The sequence below is a fragment of the Actinocrispum sp. NPDC049592 genome (assembly GCF_040675465.1).
Taxonomy (GTDB): Bacteria; Actinomycetota; Actinomycetes; order Mycobacteriales; family Pseudonocardiaceae; genus Kibdelosporangium.
The window spans coordinates 251,675-272,232 of sequence record NZ_JBFAPA010000004.1; the positions used below are offsets into that span (position 1 = coordinate 251,675).

General features: G+C 68.6%; 16 protein-coding genes. 6 read left to right on the forward strand and 10 right to left on the reverse strand.

Annotated features, from left to right (window positions below; all coding sequences use genetic code 11):
- Positions 1-3: 3 nt before the first annotated feature.
- From AB0J95_RS13375 to AB0J95_RS13385, 3 genes are all read right to left on the reverse strand, one after another.
- Positions 4-216: a DUF5703 family protein gene (locus AB0J95_RS13375; protein WP_364756703.1), complete on the reverse strand. Its 213-nt coding sequence runs from the start codon at positions 214-216 to the stop codon at positions 4-6.
- On the reverse strand, positions 213-1,205 hold the full coding sequence (locus tag AB0J95_RS13380) for a hypothetical protein (RefSeq protein WP_364756705.1): 993 nt from the start codon (positions 1,203-1,205) through the stop codon (positions 213-215). Before AB0J95_RS13380 ends, AB0J95_RS13375 begins: the two co-directional genes overlap by 4 nt.
- 98 nt (positions 1,206-1,303) lie before the next feature.
- Positions 1,304-2,281 carry an aldo/keto reductase gene (locus AB0J95_RS13385; protein ID WP_364756708.1) on the reverse strand — a complete coding sequence of 326 codons (978 nt, stop codon included), beginning with the start codon at positions 2,279-2,281 and terminating at the stop codon, positions 1,304-1,306.
- A gap of 123 nt (positions 2,282-2,404) precedes the next feature.
- Here AB0J95_RS13385 and AB0J95_RS13390 point away from each other — a divergent pair, with 123 nt between their 5' ends.
- Entirely contained in the window at positions 2,405-3,232 is an 828-nt protein-coding gene (locus AB0J95_RS13390; protein ID WP_364756711.1) for an undecaprenyl-diphosphate phosphatase, read from the forward strand.
- Between the two features lie 25 nt (positions 3,233-3,257).
- Positions 3,258-3,956 carry a histidine phosphatase family protein gene (locus AB0J95_RS13395; RefSeq protein WP_364756714.1) on the forward strand — a complete coding sequence of 233 codons (699 nt, stop codon included), beginning with the start codon at positions 3,258-3,260 and terminating at the stop codon, positions 3,954-3,956.
- Here the strand turns inward: AB0J95_RS13395 and AB0J95_RS13400 are convergent.
- The 3 genes from AB0J95_RS13400 to AB0J95_RS13410 form a co-directional block, all read right to left on the reverse strand.
- On the reverse strand, positions 3,939-4,505 hold the full coding sequence (locus AB0J95_RS13400; protein WP_364756717.1) for a permease: 567 nt from the start codon (positions 4,503-4,505) through the stop codon (positions 3,939-3,941). The genes AB0J95_RS13395 and AB0J95_RS13400 overlap by 18 nt on opposite strands.
- A gap of 79 nt (positions 4,506-4,584) precedes the next feature.
- Entirely contained in the window at positions 4,585-5,163 is a 579-nt protein-coding gene (locus AB0J95_RS13405) for a WHG domain-containing protein (protein WP_364756719.1), read from the reverse strand.
- Between the two features lie 55 nt (positions 5,164-5,218).
- The gene (locus AB0J95_RS13410) at positions 5,219-7,663 is read right to left on the reverse strand and encodes an excinuclease ABC subunit UvrA (RefSeq protein WP_364756721.1); all 2,445 of its coding nucleotides are present in this window, start codon (positions 7,661-7,663) and stop codon (positions 5,219-5,221) included.
- Positions 7,664-7,818: 155 nt separating this feature from the next.
- On the opposite strand from AB0J95_RS13410, the gene AB0J95_RS13415 reads away from it, so the two are divergent.
- A complete protein-coding gene (locus AB0J95_RS13415; protein WP_364756724.1) occupies positions 7,819-9,198 on the forward strand; it encodes a M14 family zinc carboxypeptidase in 1,380 nt (459 codons plus the stop codon).
- Between the two features lie 398 nt (positions 9,199-9,596).
- Here AB0J95_RS13415 and AB0J95_RS13420 read toward each other — a convergent pair whose 3' ends face one another.
- Positions 9,597-10,181, reverse strand: a complete 585-nt coding sequence (locus AB0J95_RS13420; RefSeq protein WP_364756726.1) for a hypothetical protein — start codon at positions 10,179-10,181, stop codon at positions 9,597-9,599.
- 691 nt (positions 10,182-10,872) lie between these two features.
- On the opposite strand from AB0J95_RS13420, the gene AB0J95_RS13425 reads away from it, so the two are divergent.
- The 3 genes from AB0J95_RS13425 to AB0J95_RS13435 all read left to right on the forward strand — a co-directional run bounded on the left by AB0J95_RS13425 (position 10,873) and on the right by AB0J95_RS13435 (position 14,295).
- Complete coding sequence (locus AB0J95_RS13425; protein ID WP_364756728.1) at positions 10,873-12,813, forward strand: S8 family serine peptidase; 1,941 nt, start codon at positions 10,873-10,875, stop codon at positions 12,811-12,813.
- A 164-nt stretch (positions 12,814-12,977) separates the two neighbouring features.
- On the forward strand, positions 12,978-13,673 hold the full coding sequence (locus AB0J95_RS13430; protein ID WP_364756730.1) for a hypothetical protein: 696 nt from the start codon (positions 12,978-12,980) through the stop codon (positions 13,671-13,673).
- A 61-nt stretch (positions 13,674-13,734) separates the two neighbouring features.
- Positions 13,735-14,295 (forward strand): Uma2 family endonuclease, encoded by a 561-nt coding sequence (locus AB0J95_RS13435; RefSeq protein WP_364756732.1) that lies wholly within the window; start codon positions 13,735-13,737, stop codon positions 14,293-14,295.
- Here AB0J95_RS13435 and AB0J95_RS13440 read toward each other — a convergent pair.
- Genes AB0J95_RS13440 through AB0J95_RS13450 form a run of 3 tightly spaced genes read right to left on the reverse strand, consistent with a single transcriptional unit; the run spans position 14,292 to position 20,466 of the window.
- Positions 14,292-15,113 (reverse strand): methyltransferase domain-containing protein, encoded by an 822-nt coding sequence (locus AB0J95_RS13440; RefSeq protein WP_364756733.1) that lies wholly within the window; start codon positions 15,111-15,113, stop codon positions 14,292-14,294. The genes AB0J95_RS13435 and AB0J95_RS13440 overlap by 4 nt on opposite strands.
- Positions 15,114-15,122: 9 nt before the next feature.
- The gene (locus AB0J95_RS13445) at positions 15,123-16,115 is read right to left on the reverse strand and encodes an LLM class flavin-dependent oxidoreductase (protein WP_364756736.1); all 993 of its coding nucleotides are present in this window, start codon (positions 16,113-16,115) and stop codon (positions 15,123-15,125) included.
- A gap of 52 nt (positions 16,116-16,167) precedes the next feature.
- Complete coding sequence (locus AB0J95_RS13450; protein ID WP_364756738.1) at positions 16,168-20,466, reverse strand: GH92 family glycosyl hydrolase; 4,299 nt, start codon at positions 20,464-20,466, stop codon at positions 16,168-16,170.
- Positions 20,467-20,558: the final 92 nt, after the last annotated feature.

Sequence of the window (20,558 nt, forward strand, 5' to 3'; positions counted from 1 at the left end):
TACCTAGATCATCAAGCCGGGCACGCCCGCGCGTGTCCTTTTGCGGCGCAGCACCACTTTGCGGGTGCCGTCCGAGTAGAGCCGCACCCGGGAGAGCTCCCACCCCGAGTACTCCGCCTGGATCGCGAGCTGGACCGCCGCAGTCACCCGGGACACCCCTGGCGGCAACTTCAGCGGCCGGTACTCCCAATCCCCTTCGACCACCCCATCGTTCATGGCTGCATCACCTGAACACCTCCACCGGTCGCCGACGCGACGAGCACGCGTCCGCTGTCCGGATCGACAGTCACCGAGTTCGGTTGCACGACAGTGGGAAACCGGTACTTCTCCTGCGGCTCGCCACTGGCGACGTAGTAGCCGACCACCTCGTTCCGTTCGGTCAGGGTGACCCACGCGAGGTCACGCTTCGGGTCGTATGCGATGCCATAGGGCGCGCCCGGGACCGGGTAGCGCTGTTTGAGCAGGACGGGGCCGGTGGCGAACGCCAGCAGGGCCCCGCCGCGGGTGTCGGTCACCAGGACCCGGCCGAACCGGTCGGTCACCGCCTGCCCCGCCCCGGCGCCCGCCCGCTGGCCGGCGCCGATCTTGCCCTCGCCGACGTTCACGTCGAACAACGCCGTGCGCATCCGGTCGAGCACTACGGCGTTCGAGCCGACGGACAGCACCTGGTCGGCGCTGAACAGCCCGCCGGAGATCTGCCTCTGGGATCGCCCGCCGGACACGACGTCCACGGACTTGCGGTCTTGCAGCGCCACCAGGGTCTGGTCACCGGCCTGGCTGACGCCCGCGGGCGTGCCGTCGACCGGCACCGAGGACACCGAACCCGACGGCAGCGAGATCCGGACCACCTGCCTGGCGCTGCCGACCGAGGCCAGAGCGCCATCGGAACCGAGGCTGAGCGCGGTCGCCGGGCCGGGCAGGGCCACGGTACGCGCGGGTTCACCGAGGTTGTCCAGTGACAACAGCAACACGCTCGCCTTGTCAGTGGCGAGCGCGAGGGTCCTGCTCTTCGGGTCGGCGACCAGCGCCGTCACAGTGGCCCCGACCGGCACCACCGTTCCCGCGGGGGAGGAGGTGCCCGGGGAGGTTGCCGGGCTCGCGGCCGTCACGGACTCGCTGACCTGCAGTTCGTCCGTCGGCTCCGACGTCGAGCACCCCGCCAGCAGCGTCGTTCCCGCCGCGAGAGTGGCTACCAGTCGACGCAACAGCAACCTCCGACACTCACACACGACATGCTTCCTACACGCCGCGTTAACTCAGCATCCCCGATATCGGCCCCTAGGTCACGCACTCCGGGCACTTGTCACCCGAGTCGCTGCTCTGGGTAGCCCAGCTCGATGCCGCTGACGTCATCGAGCGCGGCCCGGATCGCGGCCGGCAGGGTCAGCTCCTCGGTGGCCAGCGACCCGGCCAGCTGACCGGTGTCCCGGGCGCCCACGACCGGCGCGACCACGCCCGGACGGTCCCGTACCCAGGCCAACGCGACCGCGAGCGGGGACGTTCCCAGCCCGTCCGCGGCGGTGGCCACGGCCTGCACGATCCGCGCGGCCCGCTCGGTGCGGTGGTGCTCGACATAGGGCGCGTAGTGCGAGGACGCGCCGCGCGAGTCGGCCGGCGTGCCCGTGCGGTACTTGCCGGTGAGCACGCCGCGGCCCAGTGGCGCCCAGGGCAGGATGCCGATCCCGTGGTGCTCGGTGGCGGGCAGGACCTCGCGTTCGATGCCCCGCTCGGCCAGCGAGTACTCCACCTGGGTGGACACGATCGGGGTCGCCCCCGGGGACATCAGCTGCATCGTCGCGGCGGTCGCCAGCTGCCAGCCGGAGTAGTTCGACACCCCGGTGTAGCGGACCTTGCCGCTACGCACCGCGGCGTCCAGGGCCGCCAGTGTCTCATCCAGCGGGACGTTGTTGTCCCAGGCATGAAGCTGCCACAGGTCGATGTGGTCGACCTTGAGGCGTTTGAGCGACCCGTCCAGCGCCGAGAGCAGCGCCCCCCGGGACGCTCCGCCGCCGAACGGGCCCTCGGTGCGGCGGGCCACCGCCTTGGTGGCGATGATGATCTCGTCGCGGGGCACGACCTCGCCCAGCATCGCGCCGAGCATGCGCTCGGCCTCGCCGTCGGCGTACACGTCGGCCGTGTCGACCAGGGTTCCGCCGGCGTCCACGAACGCGGCCAGCTGGCTCGCGGCTTCGTCGGCGTCGGTGTCCCGGCTCCAGGTCATCGTGCCCAGCGCCAACCGGGACACCCGCAGGCCACTACGGCCGAGGTGTCGGTGCTCCACAGCCGGTGAGCCTAGGGGCTGGCGATCTCCACCACTGGGTAAGGGCCCTTCTCGGCTCTCAGATCTCGTAGGCGAAGATTCTCGGCGGCACGGAGACGGTGACATCAGCTGGGAGTAGCGGCGTTGGACTGGTTGCAGGCGATTGTTCTCGGACTGGTCCAGGGCCTGACCGAGTTCCTGCCGATCTCGTCATCGGCACACCTTCGGGTGGTTTCCACACTCGGCTGGGGGACCGACGCGGGGGCGTCGTTCACCGCGGTGACCCAGCTGGGCACCGAGGCGGCGGTGCTGATCTTCTACGCCCGCACCATCGGCCCGCTGCTCGCCGCCTGGTTCAAGGGCCTGGTCAACGCCGAGACCCGGCGCACCGAGCAGTACCGGATGGCCTGGTACGTGATCATAGGCTCGATCCCGGTCACCGTGCTCGGCGTGCTGTTCAAGGACCAGATCCGCTCGTCGTTCCGCAACCTGTGGATCACCGCCACGGTGATGATCGTGTTCGCGGTGATCCTGGCGGTGGCCGACGAGATCGGCAAACAGGTCCGCACCAAGATCGATATGAAGGACGCGTGGGGCATGGGCCTGGCCCAGTCGCTGGCACTGATCCCCGGCGTGTCCCGCTCCGGCGGTACCCTGACCGCGGGTCTGTTCCTCGGCCTGGAGCGCAAGGCCGCCACCGACTACTCGTTCCTGCTGGCCCTGCCCGCCGTGATCGGCGCGGGCCTGTTCTCCATCCCGGACATCGCCGACACCACCGGTCCCGGCCCGCACCCCTCGGTCGCGCAGATGATCGTGGCCACCCTCATCGCGTTCGTGGTCGGCTACGCCACCATCGCCTGGCTGCTGCGTTACGTGGCCAAACACAGCTACGGGATCTTCGTCTGGTACCGGATCGCCCTGGGCATCGTCCTGATGGTCCTGCTCGCCACGAACACCATCCCGGCCACCTGACTGGCGCTGACGATAAGCTCCGGTTATGGCCACGGTGATCCTGTTACGGCATGCCCGCTCGACGGCGAACGGTTCGGGTGTGCTCGCCGGCCGCGCCCCGAAGGTGGCGCTGGCCGAGGCGGGGGTCACGCAGGCCGAGAAGCTGGCTGACCGGTTCGCCGACGTGCCCCTGGCCGCGATCATCGCCTCGCCGTTGCTGCGCTGCAAGCAGACGGTCGCGCCGATCGCCGCGGCCAAGGGCCTGAAGGTGGTCACCGACGCCCGGCTGTCCGAAGTGGACTATGGCGAGTGGACCGGCCGCAAGCTCAGCGCCCTGGGCAAGGAACCGCTGTGGAAGGTCGTCCAGCAGCACCCGTCCGCGGCCGTGTTCCCCGGCGGGGAGGGGCTGGCGGCGGTGCAGGCCCGCGCCGTGGCGGCCATCCGGGCGCATGACGCGCGGATCACCGAACAGCACGGGCCTGGCGCCGTGTGGGTGGCTTGCAGCCATGGGGATGTGATCAAGGCCATCCTGGCCGATGCGCTGGGCCAGCACCTGGACGCCTTCCAGCGGATCGTGGTCGACCCGGCGTCGGTGTCCGTGGTCCGCTACACCGACACACGGCCGTTCGTGTTGCGTACCAACGACACCGGGGGAGAGCTGGCGAGCATCGTGCCGCCGAAGCCCAAGAAGGGCAAGCAGGAGTCCTCCGACGCGGTGGTCGGCGGCTCAACTGGTAAAGGCTAGATCCGCCACGATCGTCACGATCCCGGACAGCACCATGGCGATGCCCGCGGTACGGGCTCGCTTGGCATCCACGCGGGCGGCCGCTCGCCAGTAGAGGCCGAACCCGATGGCCATCAACAGAACCTCCACGGCCACGGACGCCGCGGGCACGCGCCACAGCCCGAACCCCAGCTTGGGCAGATCGCCCGCGTTCCCGGGCAGCAACGGCAGATCCATCCGGTGCACGACCAGATCGAGCACCCAGTGCGAGAACACCACACCGCCCAGGATCAGCCCGGCCCGCCGGCCGAGTCGCCACGCGGCCACCGCACCGAAAATCGCTGCCAGCACGAGAGAACCGACCAGCGAATGGGTGTAGTCGGCGTGGATGACCGCCTCGCCGTACCCGCCGTCGGTGCCCGGCAGGGGATCCAGTGTCTCCACCTTGAACGCCAGCAGGGGAGCGAAGACCACGTCGAGCCACACGGTCGCCAGCATCAGCGTCCACAGTGGAATACGGGTCTGGCTGGCCTTGACGGCCGCGGCGAAGCCGAAGTGTCCGGCGATCATCTGGTCTTCCCCCAGGGTAAGCGGGCGTCCAGGACGCCGAGAACGACAACGAACAGAACTATCCCCAGTACGAACGACATCAGGTCTCCTCTCTGGCCAATGTGGACAAACCCTGGATGAGCATCGCCTTGAGCGTGGCGAAGCTCGCGTCGAGGTCCTGCGGCAGGCCGAACCCGCCGCCCGCCTCCAGGCTGGTGAAGCCGTGCACCGCCGCGCGCAGCGCCCGGGTGACGTGCACGGTCTGGTCCCGGCTGAAGCCGAACGCCCGCAGCCCGGCGAACGCGGCCTCCGCGGTGCCGTGCATGGCTTTCGCCACGTCCTCGTCGGCGAACGACAGCGGCGCGGCCAATGCCGAGGCCCGGTTGGGATACCGGCGCACGTAGCCGCGGTAGGCGTCCAGCAACCCCGCTATCGCGTCGGCGCCGGAGTGCCCGAGGGCGGCCGACCGGATGGCCTCGGTGACCTCGGTGAGCACCCGGATGTCCACCAGCCGGCGCACCGCCGCCAGCCCGGTGACGTGCTTGTACAGCGACGGCGGCGCGACCCCGGCCCGCTCGGCGATCTTGGCCAGGGACAGCGCGTCCGCGCCTTCTTCGTCGATCACCGCCAGGGCGAGTGCCACGACCGCGTCCTGGTTGAGACCCGCTCTAGGCGACATGGCTAATCCTCATAGCCAGAAAGCTACGAGGATTAGCCAAAGATGTCAAGCGGTCTCAGGCACGGGCTCGGCGAGCTCGCTTCGCAGGTGCGCCAACATAAGCGGCGAGGTGCTCGCCGGTCAGGGTGGACCGGTCCGCGACGAGGTCGGCCGGCGTGCCCTCGAAAACGATCTTGCCGCCGTCGTGGCCGGCGCCGGGGCCGAGGTCGATGATCCAGTCCGCGTGCGCCATGACCGCCTGGTGGTGCTCGATCACGATCACCGACTTACCGTTGTCCACCAAGCGATCGAGCAGACCCAGCAGCTGCTCGACGTCGGCCAGGTGCAGGCCGGTGGTGGGCTCGTCGAGGATGTAGATCCCGCCCTTGTCGCCCATGTGGGTGGCCAGCTTGAGCCGCTGGCGCTCACCGCCGGACAACGTGGTCAGCGGCTGGCCGATGGTCAGGTAGCCCAGGCCGACGTCCACGAGCCGTTCCAGGATGGCGTGCGCGGCCGGGATCCGGGCCTCACCCTCGTTGAAGAACTTCTCCGCGTCGGCCACCGACATGGTCAGCACCTCGCTGATGTCCCGGCCGCCGAGGCGGTACTTGAGCACCTCCTGGTCGAACCGCTTGCCCTCGCAGACCTCACAGGTGGTGGCGACCCCCGCCATCATGGCCAGGTCGGTGTAGATGACCCCGGCGCCCTTGCAGTTCTCGCAGGCGCCCTCGGAGTTCGCGCTGAACAGGGCCGGCTTGACGCCGTTGACCTTGGCGAAGGCCTTGCGGATCGGTTCCAGCATGCCGGTGTAGGTGGCCGGGTTGCTGCGCCGCGAACCGCGGATCGGCGTCTGGTCGACCAGCACCACACCCTCACGGCCCGCCACCGAGCCGTGGATCAGCGAGCTCTTGCCGGACCCGGCGACCCCGGTCAGGACGGTCAGCACGCCCAGCGGGATGTCGACATCGACGCCGCGGAGGTTGTGCAGGTTCGCGCCGCGCACCTCCAACGCGCCCGACGCCGGGCGCACCGAGGGCTTGAGCGACGCACGGTCGTCCAGGTGTCGTCCGGTGAGCGTGCCGCTGGACCGCAGGCCCGCGACGGTGCCCTCGAACACCACCTCGCCACCCTCCGACCCGGCCCTCGGGCCCAGGTCGACCACGTGGTCGGCGATCGCGATCGCCTCCGGCTTGTGCTCCACCACCAGCACGGTGTTGCCCTTGTCCCGCAACCGGAGCAGCAGCTCGTTCATCCGCTGGATGTCGTGCGGGTGCAGCCCGATCGTCGGCTCGTCGAACACGTACGTGACGTCGGTGAGCGCCGAGCCGAGCTGGCGGATCATCTTGACGCGCTGCGCCTCGCCGCCGGACAGCGTGCCCGCGGGCCGGTCCAGTGACAGGTAGCCCAGCCCGATCTCCACGAACGACTCGAGGCTCTCCCGCAGCGAGTTGAGCAGCGGCGCGACCGACGGCTCCTTGACGCCCTGCACCCACTTGGCCAGGTCCCGGATCTCCATCGAACAGGCGTCGGCGATGTTGATGCCCTTGATCTTCGAGGACCGGGCCAGCTCGCTCAGCCGCGTGCCATGGCACTCCGGGCAGACGGTGAACGTGATCGCCCGCTCCACGAACGCCCGGATGTGCGGCTGCATCGCGTCGACGTCCTTGGACAGGAACGACTTCTGGATCTGCGGGACCAGGCCGAGGAAGGTCAGGTTGATCCCGTCGACCTTGATCTTGGTCGCGTCCTTGTACAGCAGGTCGTTGAGCTCCCGCTTGGTGTACTTGCGGATCGGCTTGTCCGGGTCGAAGAAGCCGCTGCCGCGGAAGATCCGGCCGTACCAGCCCTCCATGTTCATCCCGGGGATGGTGATCGCGCCCTGGTTGATCGACTTCGACTCGTCGTACAGCGCGGTCAGGTCGAAGTCGTTGACCTCGCCCCGGCCCTCGCACCGCGGGCACATGCCGCCGGTGATGCTGAAGCTGCGCCGCTCCTTGATCGTCCGCCCGGCCTTCTCGATCTGCACCGCGCCCGCGCCGCTGATCGAGGCCACGTTGAACGAGAACGCCTGTGGCGAACCGATGTGCGGCTTGCCCAGCCGGCTGAACAGGATCCGCAGCATCGCGTTGACGTCGGTGGCGGTGCCGACCGTCGAGCGCGGGTCGGACCCGATCCGCTGCTGGTCGACGATGATCGCGGTGGTCAGCCCCTCCAGGACGTCCACCTCGGGCCGCGCCAGCGTCGGCATGAAGCCCTGGATGAACGCGCTGTAGGTCTCGTTGATCATCCGCTGCGACTCGGCGGCGATCGTGTCGAACACCAGCGAGCTCTTGCCCGAGCCGGACACACCGGTGAACACCGTCAGGCTGCGCTTCGGGATCTCGACCGTGACGTCCTTGAGGTTGTTCACTCGGGCGCCGTGCACGCGGATCAGGTCGTGGCTGTCGGCGGCGCGCGTCTTGGGCTTGGTCACTGGTGTCTCCTTCTCGGGCGGGGCGCCGGGCCGCAGCCCGAAGTCCATGCCGCACACACTATGTGCGGCATCCGGCCGGTGCTTCTCGATTCCTGACCGATCGCGGTACGCCGGTTATGTCCGGAAAGATCATTCCTACGACGGGTTCACCACGGGTCGACCGTCTGGTTACGTTCTGTGTCTCCTACCTGCGGGAGGCTCCCATGCCCCGTTACCGGGCCCTGTTCACGGGCACGATCGCCGCTGCCGTGTCGGCGGCGGTCGTGCTGTGGCCGCAGTCCACAGAGGTCACTGCGGCCGCGACGAACCTGACCAACTACGTCTACCGCGTCACCGGCTCCGCAGCCCAGGCCGGCAAGCTGTTCAGCGGCGGCTTCGACGTGCTGGAACAGCGCGACGGCAACGACCTGTTCGTCCTCGGCACCGACAAGGACGGCGCCCGGCTCAGGGCCGCCGGGTTCACCGGGACCGTCGAGCAGGTCCTGCCGCCCCAGGACTTCCAGCCGCAGGCTCTGGCCGAGGCCGGCGTCCAGGACGTCAACGAGACCTACTACGGCGGCTACCACACGGTCAACGCGCAGTACTCGCACCTCGACCAGGCCGCCACCCAGCACCCGGACCTCGTCACGAACGTCACCTTCGGACAGTCGTGGCGCAAGAGCCGCGGCATGGCCAACGGCTACGACCTGCGGGCCATCTGCATCACCAAGAAGCAGGCCGGTGACTGCGCGCTGAACCCGAACTCCGCCAAGCCCCGGTTCTTCCTGATGAGCCAGATCCACGCCCGCGAGATCACCACCGGCGACATCTCCTGGCGCTGGATCGACTACCTCGTCAACGGCTACAGCACCGACGCCACGGTCAAGGCGTTGCTGGACAGCACCGAGATATGGGTCGTGCCGATCACCAACCCGGACGGCGTCGACATCGTCCAGCGCGGCGGCAACACCCCGGTGCTGCAACGCAAGAACGCCAACAACACCAACGGAAGCGGCTGCGCGGGCAACGGCTCCAGCCAGATCGGCGTGGACCTCAACCGCAACACCAACAGCCACTGGGACACCACCGGCATCTCCCACCAGCCGTGTGCCCAGACCTACGACGGTCCCCGCGCGGACTCCGAGGTGGAGAACACCGCACTGGAAGGCCTGTTCCGCAACCTGTTCCCGGCCCGCCGCGGCACCGGTGACAGCGCTCCGGCCCCGGCGGACTACAAGGGCGTCATGATCACCATGCACAGCGACGCCAGCATGGTCCTGTTCCCGTGGCAGTACGACTCCCGCGTGCACACCGGCAACGACGCCCCACTGCGCGCCATGGCCAAACAGATGGGCTCGATCACCGGCTACCAGTACGGCCAGGCCGGCGAGATCCTGTACAACGCGTCCGGCGGCACCGACGACTGGACCTACGACAAGCTCGGCGTCGCCAGCTTCACCATCGAGGTCGGCGACAACAACGGCCGCGGCTGCGGCGGCTTCACCCCGAAGTTCACCTGCCAGGCGAGCTACTTCTGGCCCAAGATGCGTCCCGCCCTGGTCTACGCGGCCCAGCACGCGAACGCGCCCTATCGCACCACCTGAGTGACGGCCGGGGTGCCGGGTCCGGGCTCGGCACCCCGCGGCACTGGACGGTTTCTACTGCTACCTGTGGCAGTTTTCACCCCGCAGGTGCTCGCGGCGGTGGACGTCTGCGCGGGCTCAACGCCACCGGTGCGCGTCGCGTACTGGCCGGAGCGCCGGACGGGTTCGTGCTTCTAGCCAGACAGGCGGGTGACGACTAGGAGGATGCCGAGCGCCGTACCCCGCCGACACCGCCGGTCACGTCTTGAGCACCGACCCAGTCCCGGGCGGCGCCGAAGCGACGACGAGGGCGAACCCCACTGTCATCACGACCACCGGGACTAGGAATGTCCACATTCGACTGCGTTCCTGCAGCACCGTGATCCGCACACCGCGCACGCGTAACCGATCCGGCACTGCTATCGCGCTGCCTGGTTCAGCACGAGCAGCGCCTGGTCCCGGGCGGACGCGGCCCGCTGCCGCTGTCTCTTCGCCCGGTAGGTCATCACCAGCACGGCCACCAGCGACACCAGGACCGCCGATGCCCATATGATCCTGGTCCCGTCGCTCTGGTCGATCGCGAACACCAAGGACCATCCGTTGACGACTGCGCTGCTACCGACGACGATGCTGGACACCACCGGGTGGTAGGGCAGCCGCAGGATGGAGTCCGCCTGCCACACGACGAACGGGGCGTACTCGGCGGGCACCGGGCCCCCGTTGGCGACGATCCGGCCGACCGTGAGCCGGGTGCCCACATCGAGGCCGGCCAGGACGGGGGGCCGTAGATGCCGGACGATGAGTGCTGTGCCGCCGGTCAGCACGCCCAGCGCGGCTCCAGCCATCAAGCCCGTGGTCACCGACGCGCCTTCGACCGGCATCGCGGCCGCGATGCCCGTGAATACGGCGGTCAGTACCAGGACCGGCAGCAAGAACGTCCACATCGGACTGCGTTCGAACAGGACCTTGACCCGCACCTCGAGCATCCGCAACCGATCCACCATCGCTATCGCACCGCCTCGTTCTCACGAGAAGCACCTGTTGGTGCGCCACTTCGGCGCACCCCGCATGATCACCTGTGCTGGCCTGCCCGAACTTCCGCGCCACCCTCAACGTCGCGACGAGCGACGCCGATCGCGGCCGTGAGTCCCCAGATCCCCACCAGTCGATCCCTTGGTCCGGCTCAGGATAGGGGAGTGCTGACAGCCATAGCCACGAGGATTGCGCCCGGACATCCGGGACTGCCGAACAGAGGTTAAGCCGCGTCGATTCGCCGCTTTACCGCCCGATTCGCCTAGATGTCCGGCTCGCGCGGTTTCCGGGGGAGTTGAGCGGGGTGAATGCGCGGGCATTTCCCCGTGGGGCGCGAAAGCCGAGTCGAGACTCTCAGCCCTGAAATCCCAGCTTCACCCTGGTGGCTGGATCCCTGCCCGCACTTCACTAATTTCAGGACTACATCCACAGTGTCATCTCACTGTGACGAAACTCGGCTCACTTTCTACCGAAACGCCAACCATCCAGCGAAATCCAGTTCCGAAAGCCCCGAAGGAACGGGTGTTTTCCCATTTTCACAGTCGTTCTCGGTAGACCGTTCGGGGGCTGACCGGGTGTCATCCGGTCGGTACGGTCAGTGAACCGCTCGGGCCTTTCCTCCCGTCTGGGCGTTTCCCTGCACGTGATCCGGAGGTCTATTTCATGCTGCGTTCCCGGCGCGTCCTGCTGGCCGGGTCCGTGCTCGGCGCGTTGCTCATGACGACCGGTGTCGTCACCGCGACCAGCGCCGAGCAGGCCCAGGACGCCCAGTTCATCCGCCTGGTGACCCGTACGTTCGACCCGGTGCGCTCCGGTGCGGCGAAACCCGCCGCGCAGTCCGGAAACGGCGCCTATCTGGTTCAGTTCCGCGGTGTTCTGACCGATGTGCAACGCGCACAATTGCGGGGATTGGGTGTGCGAATCGGCGCCTACATTCCCGATTTCGCGTATGTGGTGCGAATGGATCCGGCGGCGGGTAAATCCGTCTCGCGGCTCGGGTTCGTCCGCTGGGTCGGCGATTACCAGCCGGCCGACAAAGCCGGGCTGGAGCGCGCGAGCCTGGCGCCGAGCGAGTACCTGATCACCCTCGTCGAGCCGGACGCCGCCGACCAGCGCACGGTCGCGGCCAAGATCGCCCAGCTCGGCGGGCAGAGCGTGGTGGTCTCGGAGAGTCGTCAGCACATCGGCGCTGTCCTGGGCGCGAACCAGGTCGCGGCGCTGACGCAGCTGCCGGAGGTGCTCGCGGCCGGGGCGGTGTCCGCGCCGGAGACGGACATGAACATCGCGCGGGAAGCCAGTGGTGCCAACGCGATCGAGACCGCGGGCGGCTACCGCGGGCAGGGTGTGCGCGGTGAGGTCATGGACGGTGGCCTGCGGGCCACGCACCAGGAGTTCCGGGCCCGGCCGCCGGTCCTGCACGGCGCCAACTCGTCGGACACCAGCCACGGCACCTCGACCTACGGCGAGATCTTCGCCTCCGGGGTGAGCGCGATGCGCCGCGGCATGCTGCCCGAGGGGCAGGGCATTTTGGCGACCTACAACAAACCCGACCGCTACGCGCACACGAAGGAGCTGGTCAACCCGGCCGGCCCGTACCGCGCGGTGTTCCAGAGCAACAGCTGGGGCAACGCCCTGACGACCTCCTACACGACCCTCTCGGCAGCGCTCGACAAGATCGTGTTCGACCTGGACCTGTTGATCTGCCAGTCGCAGAGCAACGCGGGCACCCGCAGCTCACGGCCCGAGGCGTGGGCCAAGAACGTGCTGTCGGTCGGCGGCCAGTACCACTTCAACACGTTGTCCCGCACGGATGACAAGTGGAACCGCGGCGCGAGCATCGGCCCGGCCGCGGACGGCAGGCTCAAGCCGGACATCTCCAACTACTACGACGCGATCGACACCACATCGTCCACAAGCGACACTTCGTACACCTCGTCGTTCGGTGGCACGAGCGGCGCCACGCCGATCACGTGTGGCAATGCCGGTCTGCTGCACCAGATGTGGGCCGACGGCGTGTTCGATGGCGGCCCGGGCAAGGCGCGGGACGTGTTCACCAGCCGCCCGCACGCGTCCACGGCGAAGGCGCTGCTGATCAACACCGCCAACCAGTACCCGTTCACCGGCACGGCGGCCGACATGACCCGCACCCACCAGGGCTGGGGCTCGGCGAGCGTCGGGAACGCCTACAACCAGGCGAAGGCGTACAACTGGAAGCTGCCGGTGCTGGTCAACGAGACCGATCTGCTGACCCAGGGCCAGACCCGGCGCTACACGGTGAACGCGACGGGCAAACCGTTGAAGGCCACGCTCGTCTACACCGACCCGGCGGGCAGCCCGACCGCGTCGGTGGCGCGGGTGAACGACCTGTCGTTGAAGGTCACCGCCCCCGACGGGACTGTCTACTGGGGAAACAACGGCCTCAACGAAGGCACCCAGTCGACACCCGGTGGGGTGGCGAACACAGTGGACACTGTCGAGAACGTGTTCCTGGACGCACCCACCGCGGGCACCTGGATCGTCGAGGTGGTCGCGACCCAGATCAACGCCGATGGTCACGTCGAGACCGCGGCGACGGACGCCGACTACGCTTTGGTCGTTCAGTAACAAATCGGACTGCCGGGCTCGCGCCGATGCGCGAGTCCGGCAGTTCCGCGTCATCGCGTGAAGTCGCGTGGAAGCCGCGTGAGACGTCTCCGTGCTCCACAGTGGTCCGGTCTCGGCAGTCAATCCGGATGACCATCGGTGGATGCCGGGGCCACCATGGTGCGGTGGAGCTTGATGTGGCGGGCTTTGTCCGGGATGGCTGGATCGCCGTCCGTGGTGCTTTCGATGCGGCGACGGCGGAGGCGTGCAGGGAGCTGATCTGGGATGCGTTGGGTGAGCGGGGTGTCCGTGGCGATGACCCGTCCAGCTGGCCGGTTTCGATGCACCTCGACGGCCTCGGTGGCGGTCCGTTCGACGCTGCAGGGACTTCACCCGCGCTGACTGCCGCCTGTGACCAGCTGATCGGCGAACATCGGTGGACCTCGCCGGTGAAGGCCGGTGACGCGGCGGCGGTGCGCTTCCCGTCGGAGGAACGGGGCAACGCCGGGTACCACATCGAGGGCAGATACGACGGGCCTGGTGGGTACTGGGTCAATGTCCGGTCGCGGGCGCGCGGATTGCTGGCGTTGCTGCTGTTCACCGATGTCGGGCCTGATGACGCACCGACCGTCGCCGGCCGCCCAGGCGATCGTCGCCGGGCTGGCCATGAGCGGAGGATCGGACCCGTCCACGCTCAGATCGGCAGCGCCGAGCGCTTGTTGACGGCCTCCACCAGGACTTTGGCCCATCCGCGTGTGGTTACCCACACCGAGCCGTCCTCGGTAGCGCCCGCCACGACCAGCCCCACCAAACCCAGTTCGGTCAACGATTCCGCGGCCACCGCAGCCGCATCCTCAGGCACAGCACCGACCGCGAACTGATTACTCTGGGCTACCGGCGGTGTCTCGATCGGGGAAAACCGAGCCTGGGACGCTCGAAGCCGTGTGGGACAGCAATTTCCAGCCGTCGCATTTCTACACGGCGGCCGAGTACGCCGCGTTGGGTGTCGGCGAGCAGCAGTACGAGCTGCAGGAGGGCGCGTTCATGCTGCTGCCCGGTGCGCCGCCGGAGCGGATGAACGCGGTGATGGCGCTGGCGATCCAGTTGCGGGTGCAGGAGCCGCAGGCGAGGTTCGTCGCGGGCGCCGAGGTGGACCTGGAGCTGGCGGACGCGTCGGCGCCGGGCACGGTCCGCCGCCCGGACCTGGTCGCGGTGTCGGCCAAGGCGCCGGAGACCGGTCTGGTCAAGGCGGCGGATGTGCGGCTGGTGATCGAGGTCGTCGCGCCGGGGTCCGCACGGACGGCGAACGTGGTCAAACGCCGTGAGTACGCCGACGCCGGGATTCCGCACTACTGGATCCTCGACGTCACCAGCACGCCGGTCTCGCTGCTCGCCTGCGAACTGAACGAGTCGGGGTACGTCGACAACGGCCCGGTCACCGGCCGGTTCACCGCGACGGGCCCGTACTCGCTGACCATCGACCTCGCCGCGCTGGTGCGCTAGCGGACAGCTTGGGTGAGCCAGGCAGCGGAGCCGTAGAACACCCCGTCCGCGGTTTGGTGCTGGGCCATGTCCGCGCGCATAGCGGCGATCTTGGCCGCGGCGGCCGGGTCGCTGGGATCCAGGCCGACTTGCTCGGCCACGAACGCGCTGGCGTCATCGGCGTCCGTGCCGAAGTACATGGGCTCGGTCAGGCTGGTGAACCGGATATCGGTGAACCCGGCCTCGGTCAGGATCGCGCGCATGCTGTCCGGCTCGCTGAAGCCGAGCGGGTTGCGCGCCTGGGCCGGAGCCGGCCGTGCGTCGTCCTGGAGGGCCCGGAAGAACAGGCCGACCCACTCGTTGCGGTTGGGCTGCTGCCAGCTCAGCAGCGCGATCCGGCCGCCTGGACGCAGGGCGCGGGCGATGTTGGTGAACGCGGCGACCGGGTCGCCGAAGAACATCACCCCGTTGCGGCTGATCGCCACGTCGAAGTGGGCGTCCGGGAACGGGTGCACCTGCGCGTCACCCTGCACGAACTCGACGTTCGTGAGGTGCTCCCCGGTCGCGAGCCGCCGGCCGAGCTCCAGCATCCGCGCGGACAGGTCGATGCCCGTCACGGCTTTCGCGCGGCGGGCGGCGTCGCGGGCGGTCTGCCCGCTGCCGCAGCCGATATCCAGAACCGTGTCGGTGCCGGTGATCTCGGCGGCGTCCAGCAGCTGGTCGTGGTAGCCGCGGACGCCTTCGTCGATACGATCGGCACGTTTGGCCCAGAACGCACCCCGGGGCCCGTCCCACAGGGCCAGTTCGTCCACATTGGAAGGATCGACGGCAGCGCTCACAAGCGGAGCCTACGCCGTCAGCTTGGGGATCACCTGCTCGCCGAACAGCCGGATCGCGGCGAGCACGTCGTCCGGCGGCAGCCCGCCGACGTCGATCAACACGAGGTGCGCGTCCAGCCCCAGCAGGCTCTGGAGGGCGTTGAGGCGGTCGGCGACCTCGTGCGGGTCGCCGCAGACGGCCGAGCCGTTCATCAGCCGGTCGACATCGACCGGCTGGCCGTCGCCGCGCAACGGGTCGGCGAACGCCGCGTAGGCCGACAGGTAGGGGCGCCAGCGGTCCCGGGCGTTGTCGGGGGCGACGTACACGTGGCTCGGCAGGGCGACCCGGCCCGGCGCCGACAGGCGATCTCGGTAACGGGTGACGACATCGACGTAGGCGTCGGGGGAGCGCAGGGTGCTCGGCAGCATCAGCGGCATGCCGAGTTCGGCGGCCAGATCCGACGAGATCGCCGAGCCGCTTCCGATCCACACGGGGGGATGCGGGACCTGGATCGGCCGTGGGGTGGTGGTGACGTTCTCCAGCGGGGTGCGGAACCAGCCGTGCCAGGTCACGTTCGTCTCGGTCAGCAGTTGCAGCAACAACCGCAGATACTCGTCGAACCGTGGCCGCAGGTCGTCGTGCTGGATGCCGAACGCCTCATCGGTCGCCGGGGACACCCCGCGGGCGACGACGAGTTCCGCGCGGCCGTCGCACAGCACGTCGAGGGTGGCCAGCTCCTCGGCGACCCGCACCGGATCGCGGTGGGGCAGCAGGGTGACGCCGGTGGACAGGCGCAGGGTGCTCGTTCGCGCGGCGATCGTGGCGAGCATCAGCTCGGGCGCGGAGACGATGTAGCGGGTGAAGTGGTGCTCGCCGATGGCGACACCGGTGAAGCCGGATTCCTCGGCGACCACGGCCTGAGCGCACATGGCGTGCAGGCGGTCACGCTGGGACACCGTGCGCCCGGTGCGCGGGTCGGGCAGGTGATCGCCGAGGATCAGCAGGTAGACATCGGGCTGCACGCTTGCGGATGGTACGCGTGGGCGGGCCCGGAAGCCCGCCCACGCCCATCGGTTACAGCGTGCCGCACTGGCCGGATCGCGGCCCCTGCACGGTGTTGACCAGGCCGTTGTTGGCCGGCGGCGGGTTGTTGCCGGAGCAGCTCACCGGGCCGGTGACGCTGGTCGACCCGACCACCGGACCGGCGCTGTCCACAAGGGACACCGGGCCGTTGATGGCCGCCGCGCCGACGCTGACCTCACCGGTCGCCCGGTTGATCGACACCGGGCCGGTGACCTGCGTGCCGATCAGGGCCACGGCGCCGGGCTGGTAGGCGTTGACCGGGCCGTTGATCGTGCCGCCGAAGGCGTAGAGCGAACCGCCCGCGTTGATCTGGACCGGCCCGTTCTGGGTCGCGTCCTGCAGGCAGACCACGCCGGTGACGGTCAGCGGGCCGTCGTGCTTACCGGTGATCGTCTGCGTGCACGCCGGGGTCGGCTTGGCCAGGAACTCGACCTCCGCCACGGTGGCCTGTCCCTCGAACTCCAGCCGGTACTGGGTATAGCGGCTGGGCTTGGCGACCTGGAACGCCTTGGTCTGCTGGCGCCACGCGAACGACTGGCCCTTGCGCTCGTCCACCACGGCCCAGTTCTTGCCGTCGAACGAACCCTTGAGCACCCAGTTCGCCGGGTCGCGGCCGGTGGTCTTGCCCGACGTCACCGTGTAGTACGTGACCACGTCGTGCGGACGGGCCGCGGTGTAGGCGACGGTGTCCAGGGTGGCCTCGGTCTGCGAGCTGTTGTCGAACACCTCCGCCGGGCCACTGTTGGTGCCGTTGCCGGACACGTCGCGCAGCGGCTGCGGCACGGCGTTGCCCTTGGTCAGCGACGGGAACACCGCGTCGGCGCCGGTGCCCCAGTTCGACGGTTTCGGGCCCATGTCGAAGTCCAGCGTGCCGCCCGCCGCGAGCAGGTCGTGCGGCAGGAAGGTCTTGTCATAGGCCTTGCCGTTGACCTTCAGGCCCTGCACGTAGACGTTCTGCGCGTTGTTCTTCGGCGCGTTGATGACGAGTTTCTTGCCGTTCTCCAGGTTGATCGTGGCCTTGGTGAACAGCGGCGACCCGATGGCGTAGTTCGGGCTGCCCATCTGCACCGGGTAGAAGCCCAGCGCGCTGAAGATGTACCACGCGGACATCTCGCCGTTGTCCTCGTCACCGGCGTAGCCCTGGCCGATCTCGCTGCCCAGGTAGAGCCGAGAGAGGATCTCGCGGACCTTGGCCTGGGTCTTGGAGGGCTGACCGGTGAAGTCGTACATGTACGGGATGTGGTGCGAGGGCTGGTTGGAGTGGCCGTACTGGCCCATCCGCACGTCCCGGGCCTCGATCATCTCGTGGATGATGCCGCCGTACGAGCCGGGGAACCGCGCGGTCTCCGGGGTGGCGAAGAACTGGTCCAGCTTCTGCGCCAGCTTGTCCCGCCCGCCGTACAGGTTGGCCAGGCCCTGGCCGTCCTGCGGCACGGTGAACGCCATGTTCCAGCCGTCGGTCTCGGTGTAGTCGTAGCCCCACACGCGCGGGTCGTACTGGTCCTTGGTCCAGCGCCACGACCCGTCGTCGTTGCGGCCCTGGAAGAACCCGACCGACTTGTCGAACATGTTCACGTAGTTCTGCGCCCGGTTGCGGAAGTACTCGGCGTTCTCCTTGTACTCCTGCCTGCGCGGGTCGTTCGGCGCCGCCTTGTCGTACAGCGCCTGGGCCAGTTGCGCGATGCCGAAGTCGTTGACGTAGCCCTCCATCGCCCACGACATGCCCTCGCCGACCGACGTCGGCGTGTAGCCGAGGAAGATCGACTTGTCGATGCCCTTGCGGCCGACGCTGGAGTTGGTGACGTTCGGCGGGGTGACCGTGGCGTTGCGGATCGCGGCGTCGTAGGCGGCCACGGCGTCGAAGTTGCTGATGCCCTTGACGTAGGCGTCCGCGAACGCGACGTCCGAGCTGGTGCCGGTCATCAGGTTGGCGTAGCCGGGGGAGGACCAGCGGGCGATCCAGCCGCCGTCGCGGTACTGCTGGACGAACCCGTCCACCATCTCGCCTGCCTTGCTGGGCGTGAGCAGGGCGTAGGCGGGCCAGGTGGTGCGGTAGGTGTCCCAGAACCCGTTGTTGACGTAGACCTTGCCGTCGACGATCTTGGCGCCGGTCTGCGTCGGGGTGTTCTGGCCGGTGTTCGGCGACCAGGCGCTGGCGTACTGGTACTTCGGCGCCTGGGCGGTGCCGGTGTTCTCGAACCCGGAGTTCGGGTACAGCAACAGCCGGTACAGGTTGGAGTACAGCGTGGTGCGCTGGTCGTCGGAGGCGCCCTCGACCTCGATCACCTTGAGCTGGTCGTCCCACGCCTTCTGCGCGCGGTCGCGGACCGTCTCCAGCGTGTCGCTCGCGGAGACCTCCATCTCCAGGTTCCTGCGGGCCTGCTCGACGCTGATCAGCGAGGTGGCGATCTTCATCGTGACCTGGCGGACGTCGCCGAACTTGAAGTAGCCGGTGACGTTCGAGCCGCCGCCACCGGGCAGCTTGCCGCTCGCGGTGACCGGCTGGTCGAAGGTGGCGTAGACGAACAGCCGGCCGGCGCCCGCGGACAGTCCACTTCGGACATCCGAGTAGCCGGTGATCGTCCTGCCGGCCGCGTCCAGGGTGAGACCGCCGTTGTTGTTCACGTTGTCGAAGATCAGGTTCGCCTGGCCGGGGAAGCCGAACCGGAACACCGCCGCGTGGTCGGTCGGCGTGAGCTCGGTCTTCACCCCGTTCTCGAACTGGACGCTGTAGTAGTGCGCCTTGGCGACCTCGTTGTCGTGCTTGAACGGCAACGCCCGCGCACCACGGTTGGCGTTGGGCACGCCGTCGGCGGTGGACGGCATCACCTGGAAGGTCTGCCGGTCACCCATCCAGGGGCTGGGCTCGTGGCTGGCCGTGAACGCCTGCAGCGTCGGCAGGTTGTCGGCGTTGTTGACCTTGCTGTAGTGGTACAGCCAGTCGGTGGAGTCCGCGTTGGTCATCGGGGTCCAGAAGTTGAACCCATGCGGGACCGCGGTCGCCGGGTAGTTGTTGCCGCGCGAGAAGCTGCTCGTGGCGTTGGTGCCGCGGGTGGTCAGCACGTAGTCCGACAGGTGGCTGCGCGCCGGGGCCTGCGGGCTGCCGACGACGCGGATGTCGTCCACCCAGCCCTTGAACCCGGTGGGGCCGTTCGGGTTGTCGTAGGCCAGCAGGATCCGGTCGATCGTCTTGCCCGCGGCGACCGCGCCGATGGACGAGGCGATGTTGTTCCACTGGTTGGTGTACAACGCCTTCGAGGCACCCTGGCCCTGCGGGGTGAGCGGGAACCCGCGCTGGTCGACGGCCTTGAGGTCGCTCAGGTAGGTGCCGTCGGTGAACGCCAGGTCGACCGACGCGTACGTGCCCGGATAGTTCAGGTCGTCCAGCAGGAACTCGGGGAAGATCTTGTAGGACAGCTGCGTGGTGGGCGTGACGACAACGTTGACGTCGAACACCTTGTTGTACGAGTACGCGCGGCCCTGGGCCAGATGCGTGCCGACGTACCGGAACGCCTTGAGACCGGTGAAGCCGACCTTGGTCTTGCTGGTGTAGGCGCTGGTCGGGCCGTTGCCGATCTGCGTGGTCATGTTCGGCGCGATGGCGATGCGGGCCTCGGCCTGCGGAGTGGTCTCGGAGAACTGCACCTCGGCCAGCTGCACGATCGGGTCGCCGTTGTTGGCGGTGAAGTCCAGCCGGTAGTAGAGGTAGTCCGCGCCGCCGGTGAACTTGTACTCCTTGGTCTGGAACCGCTGGTCCCAGCTCTGCCCGGTCTGCTTGTCCAGGTCGGTCCAGGACTGGCCGTCGTTGGAGCCGCGCAGGGTCCAGTCCCGCGGGTCGCGGCCGGGGAAGTCGTTGGCCGAGGTCAGCGCGTAGCGCACGACGTTGACCGGTTCGCTGAACTTGAACTGCACCCAGCCGGTCGACTCGAACACCAGCCACTTGGTGTTCGGGTCGTGGTCGACCAGGTTCTCCTTGACCTCACCGGACCCGGAGTTCTCGCCGTTCGCGGTGACCTCGGTGACCTTGTCGGTGATGTCGCCGGGGATGCGGGTGGGGTCGTCACCGTTGACGCCCGAGGCCTTGGGCGTGCCGTCCGGCAGGGTCTCGGCGGTGTCGGTCCACGCCGGCTGCGGGTCGCCCGGTTCGAACGACGAGTAGAAGTCCGTGTTGCCTCCCGGCTGCGCCTGCGCGGGTGCCGCGAGCACCGTCGTCGACAATGCCACGCCCACGGCCGCGGCCGCCAGGCGGGAGATCAGCGGTCTTGGCCAGGCATTTCGCCGGTAGCCCATGTTTCGCCTCCGCGTTGAGGAACGCCCCTGCCCCCGGGGCCGCGAACAGGGGAACTCAGCCATGACATCGATGTCAATAGCTCGTTGAGACC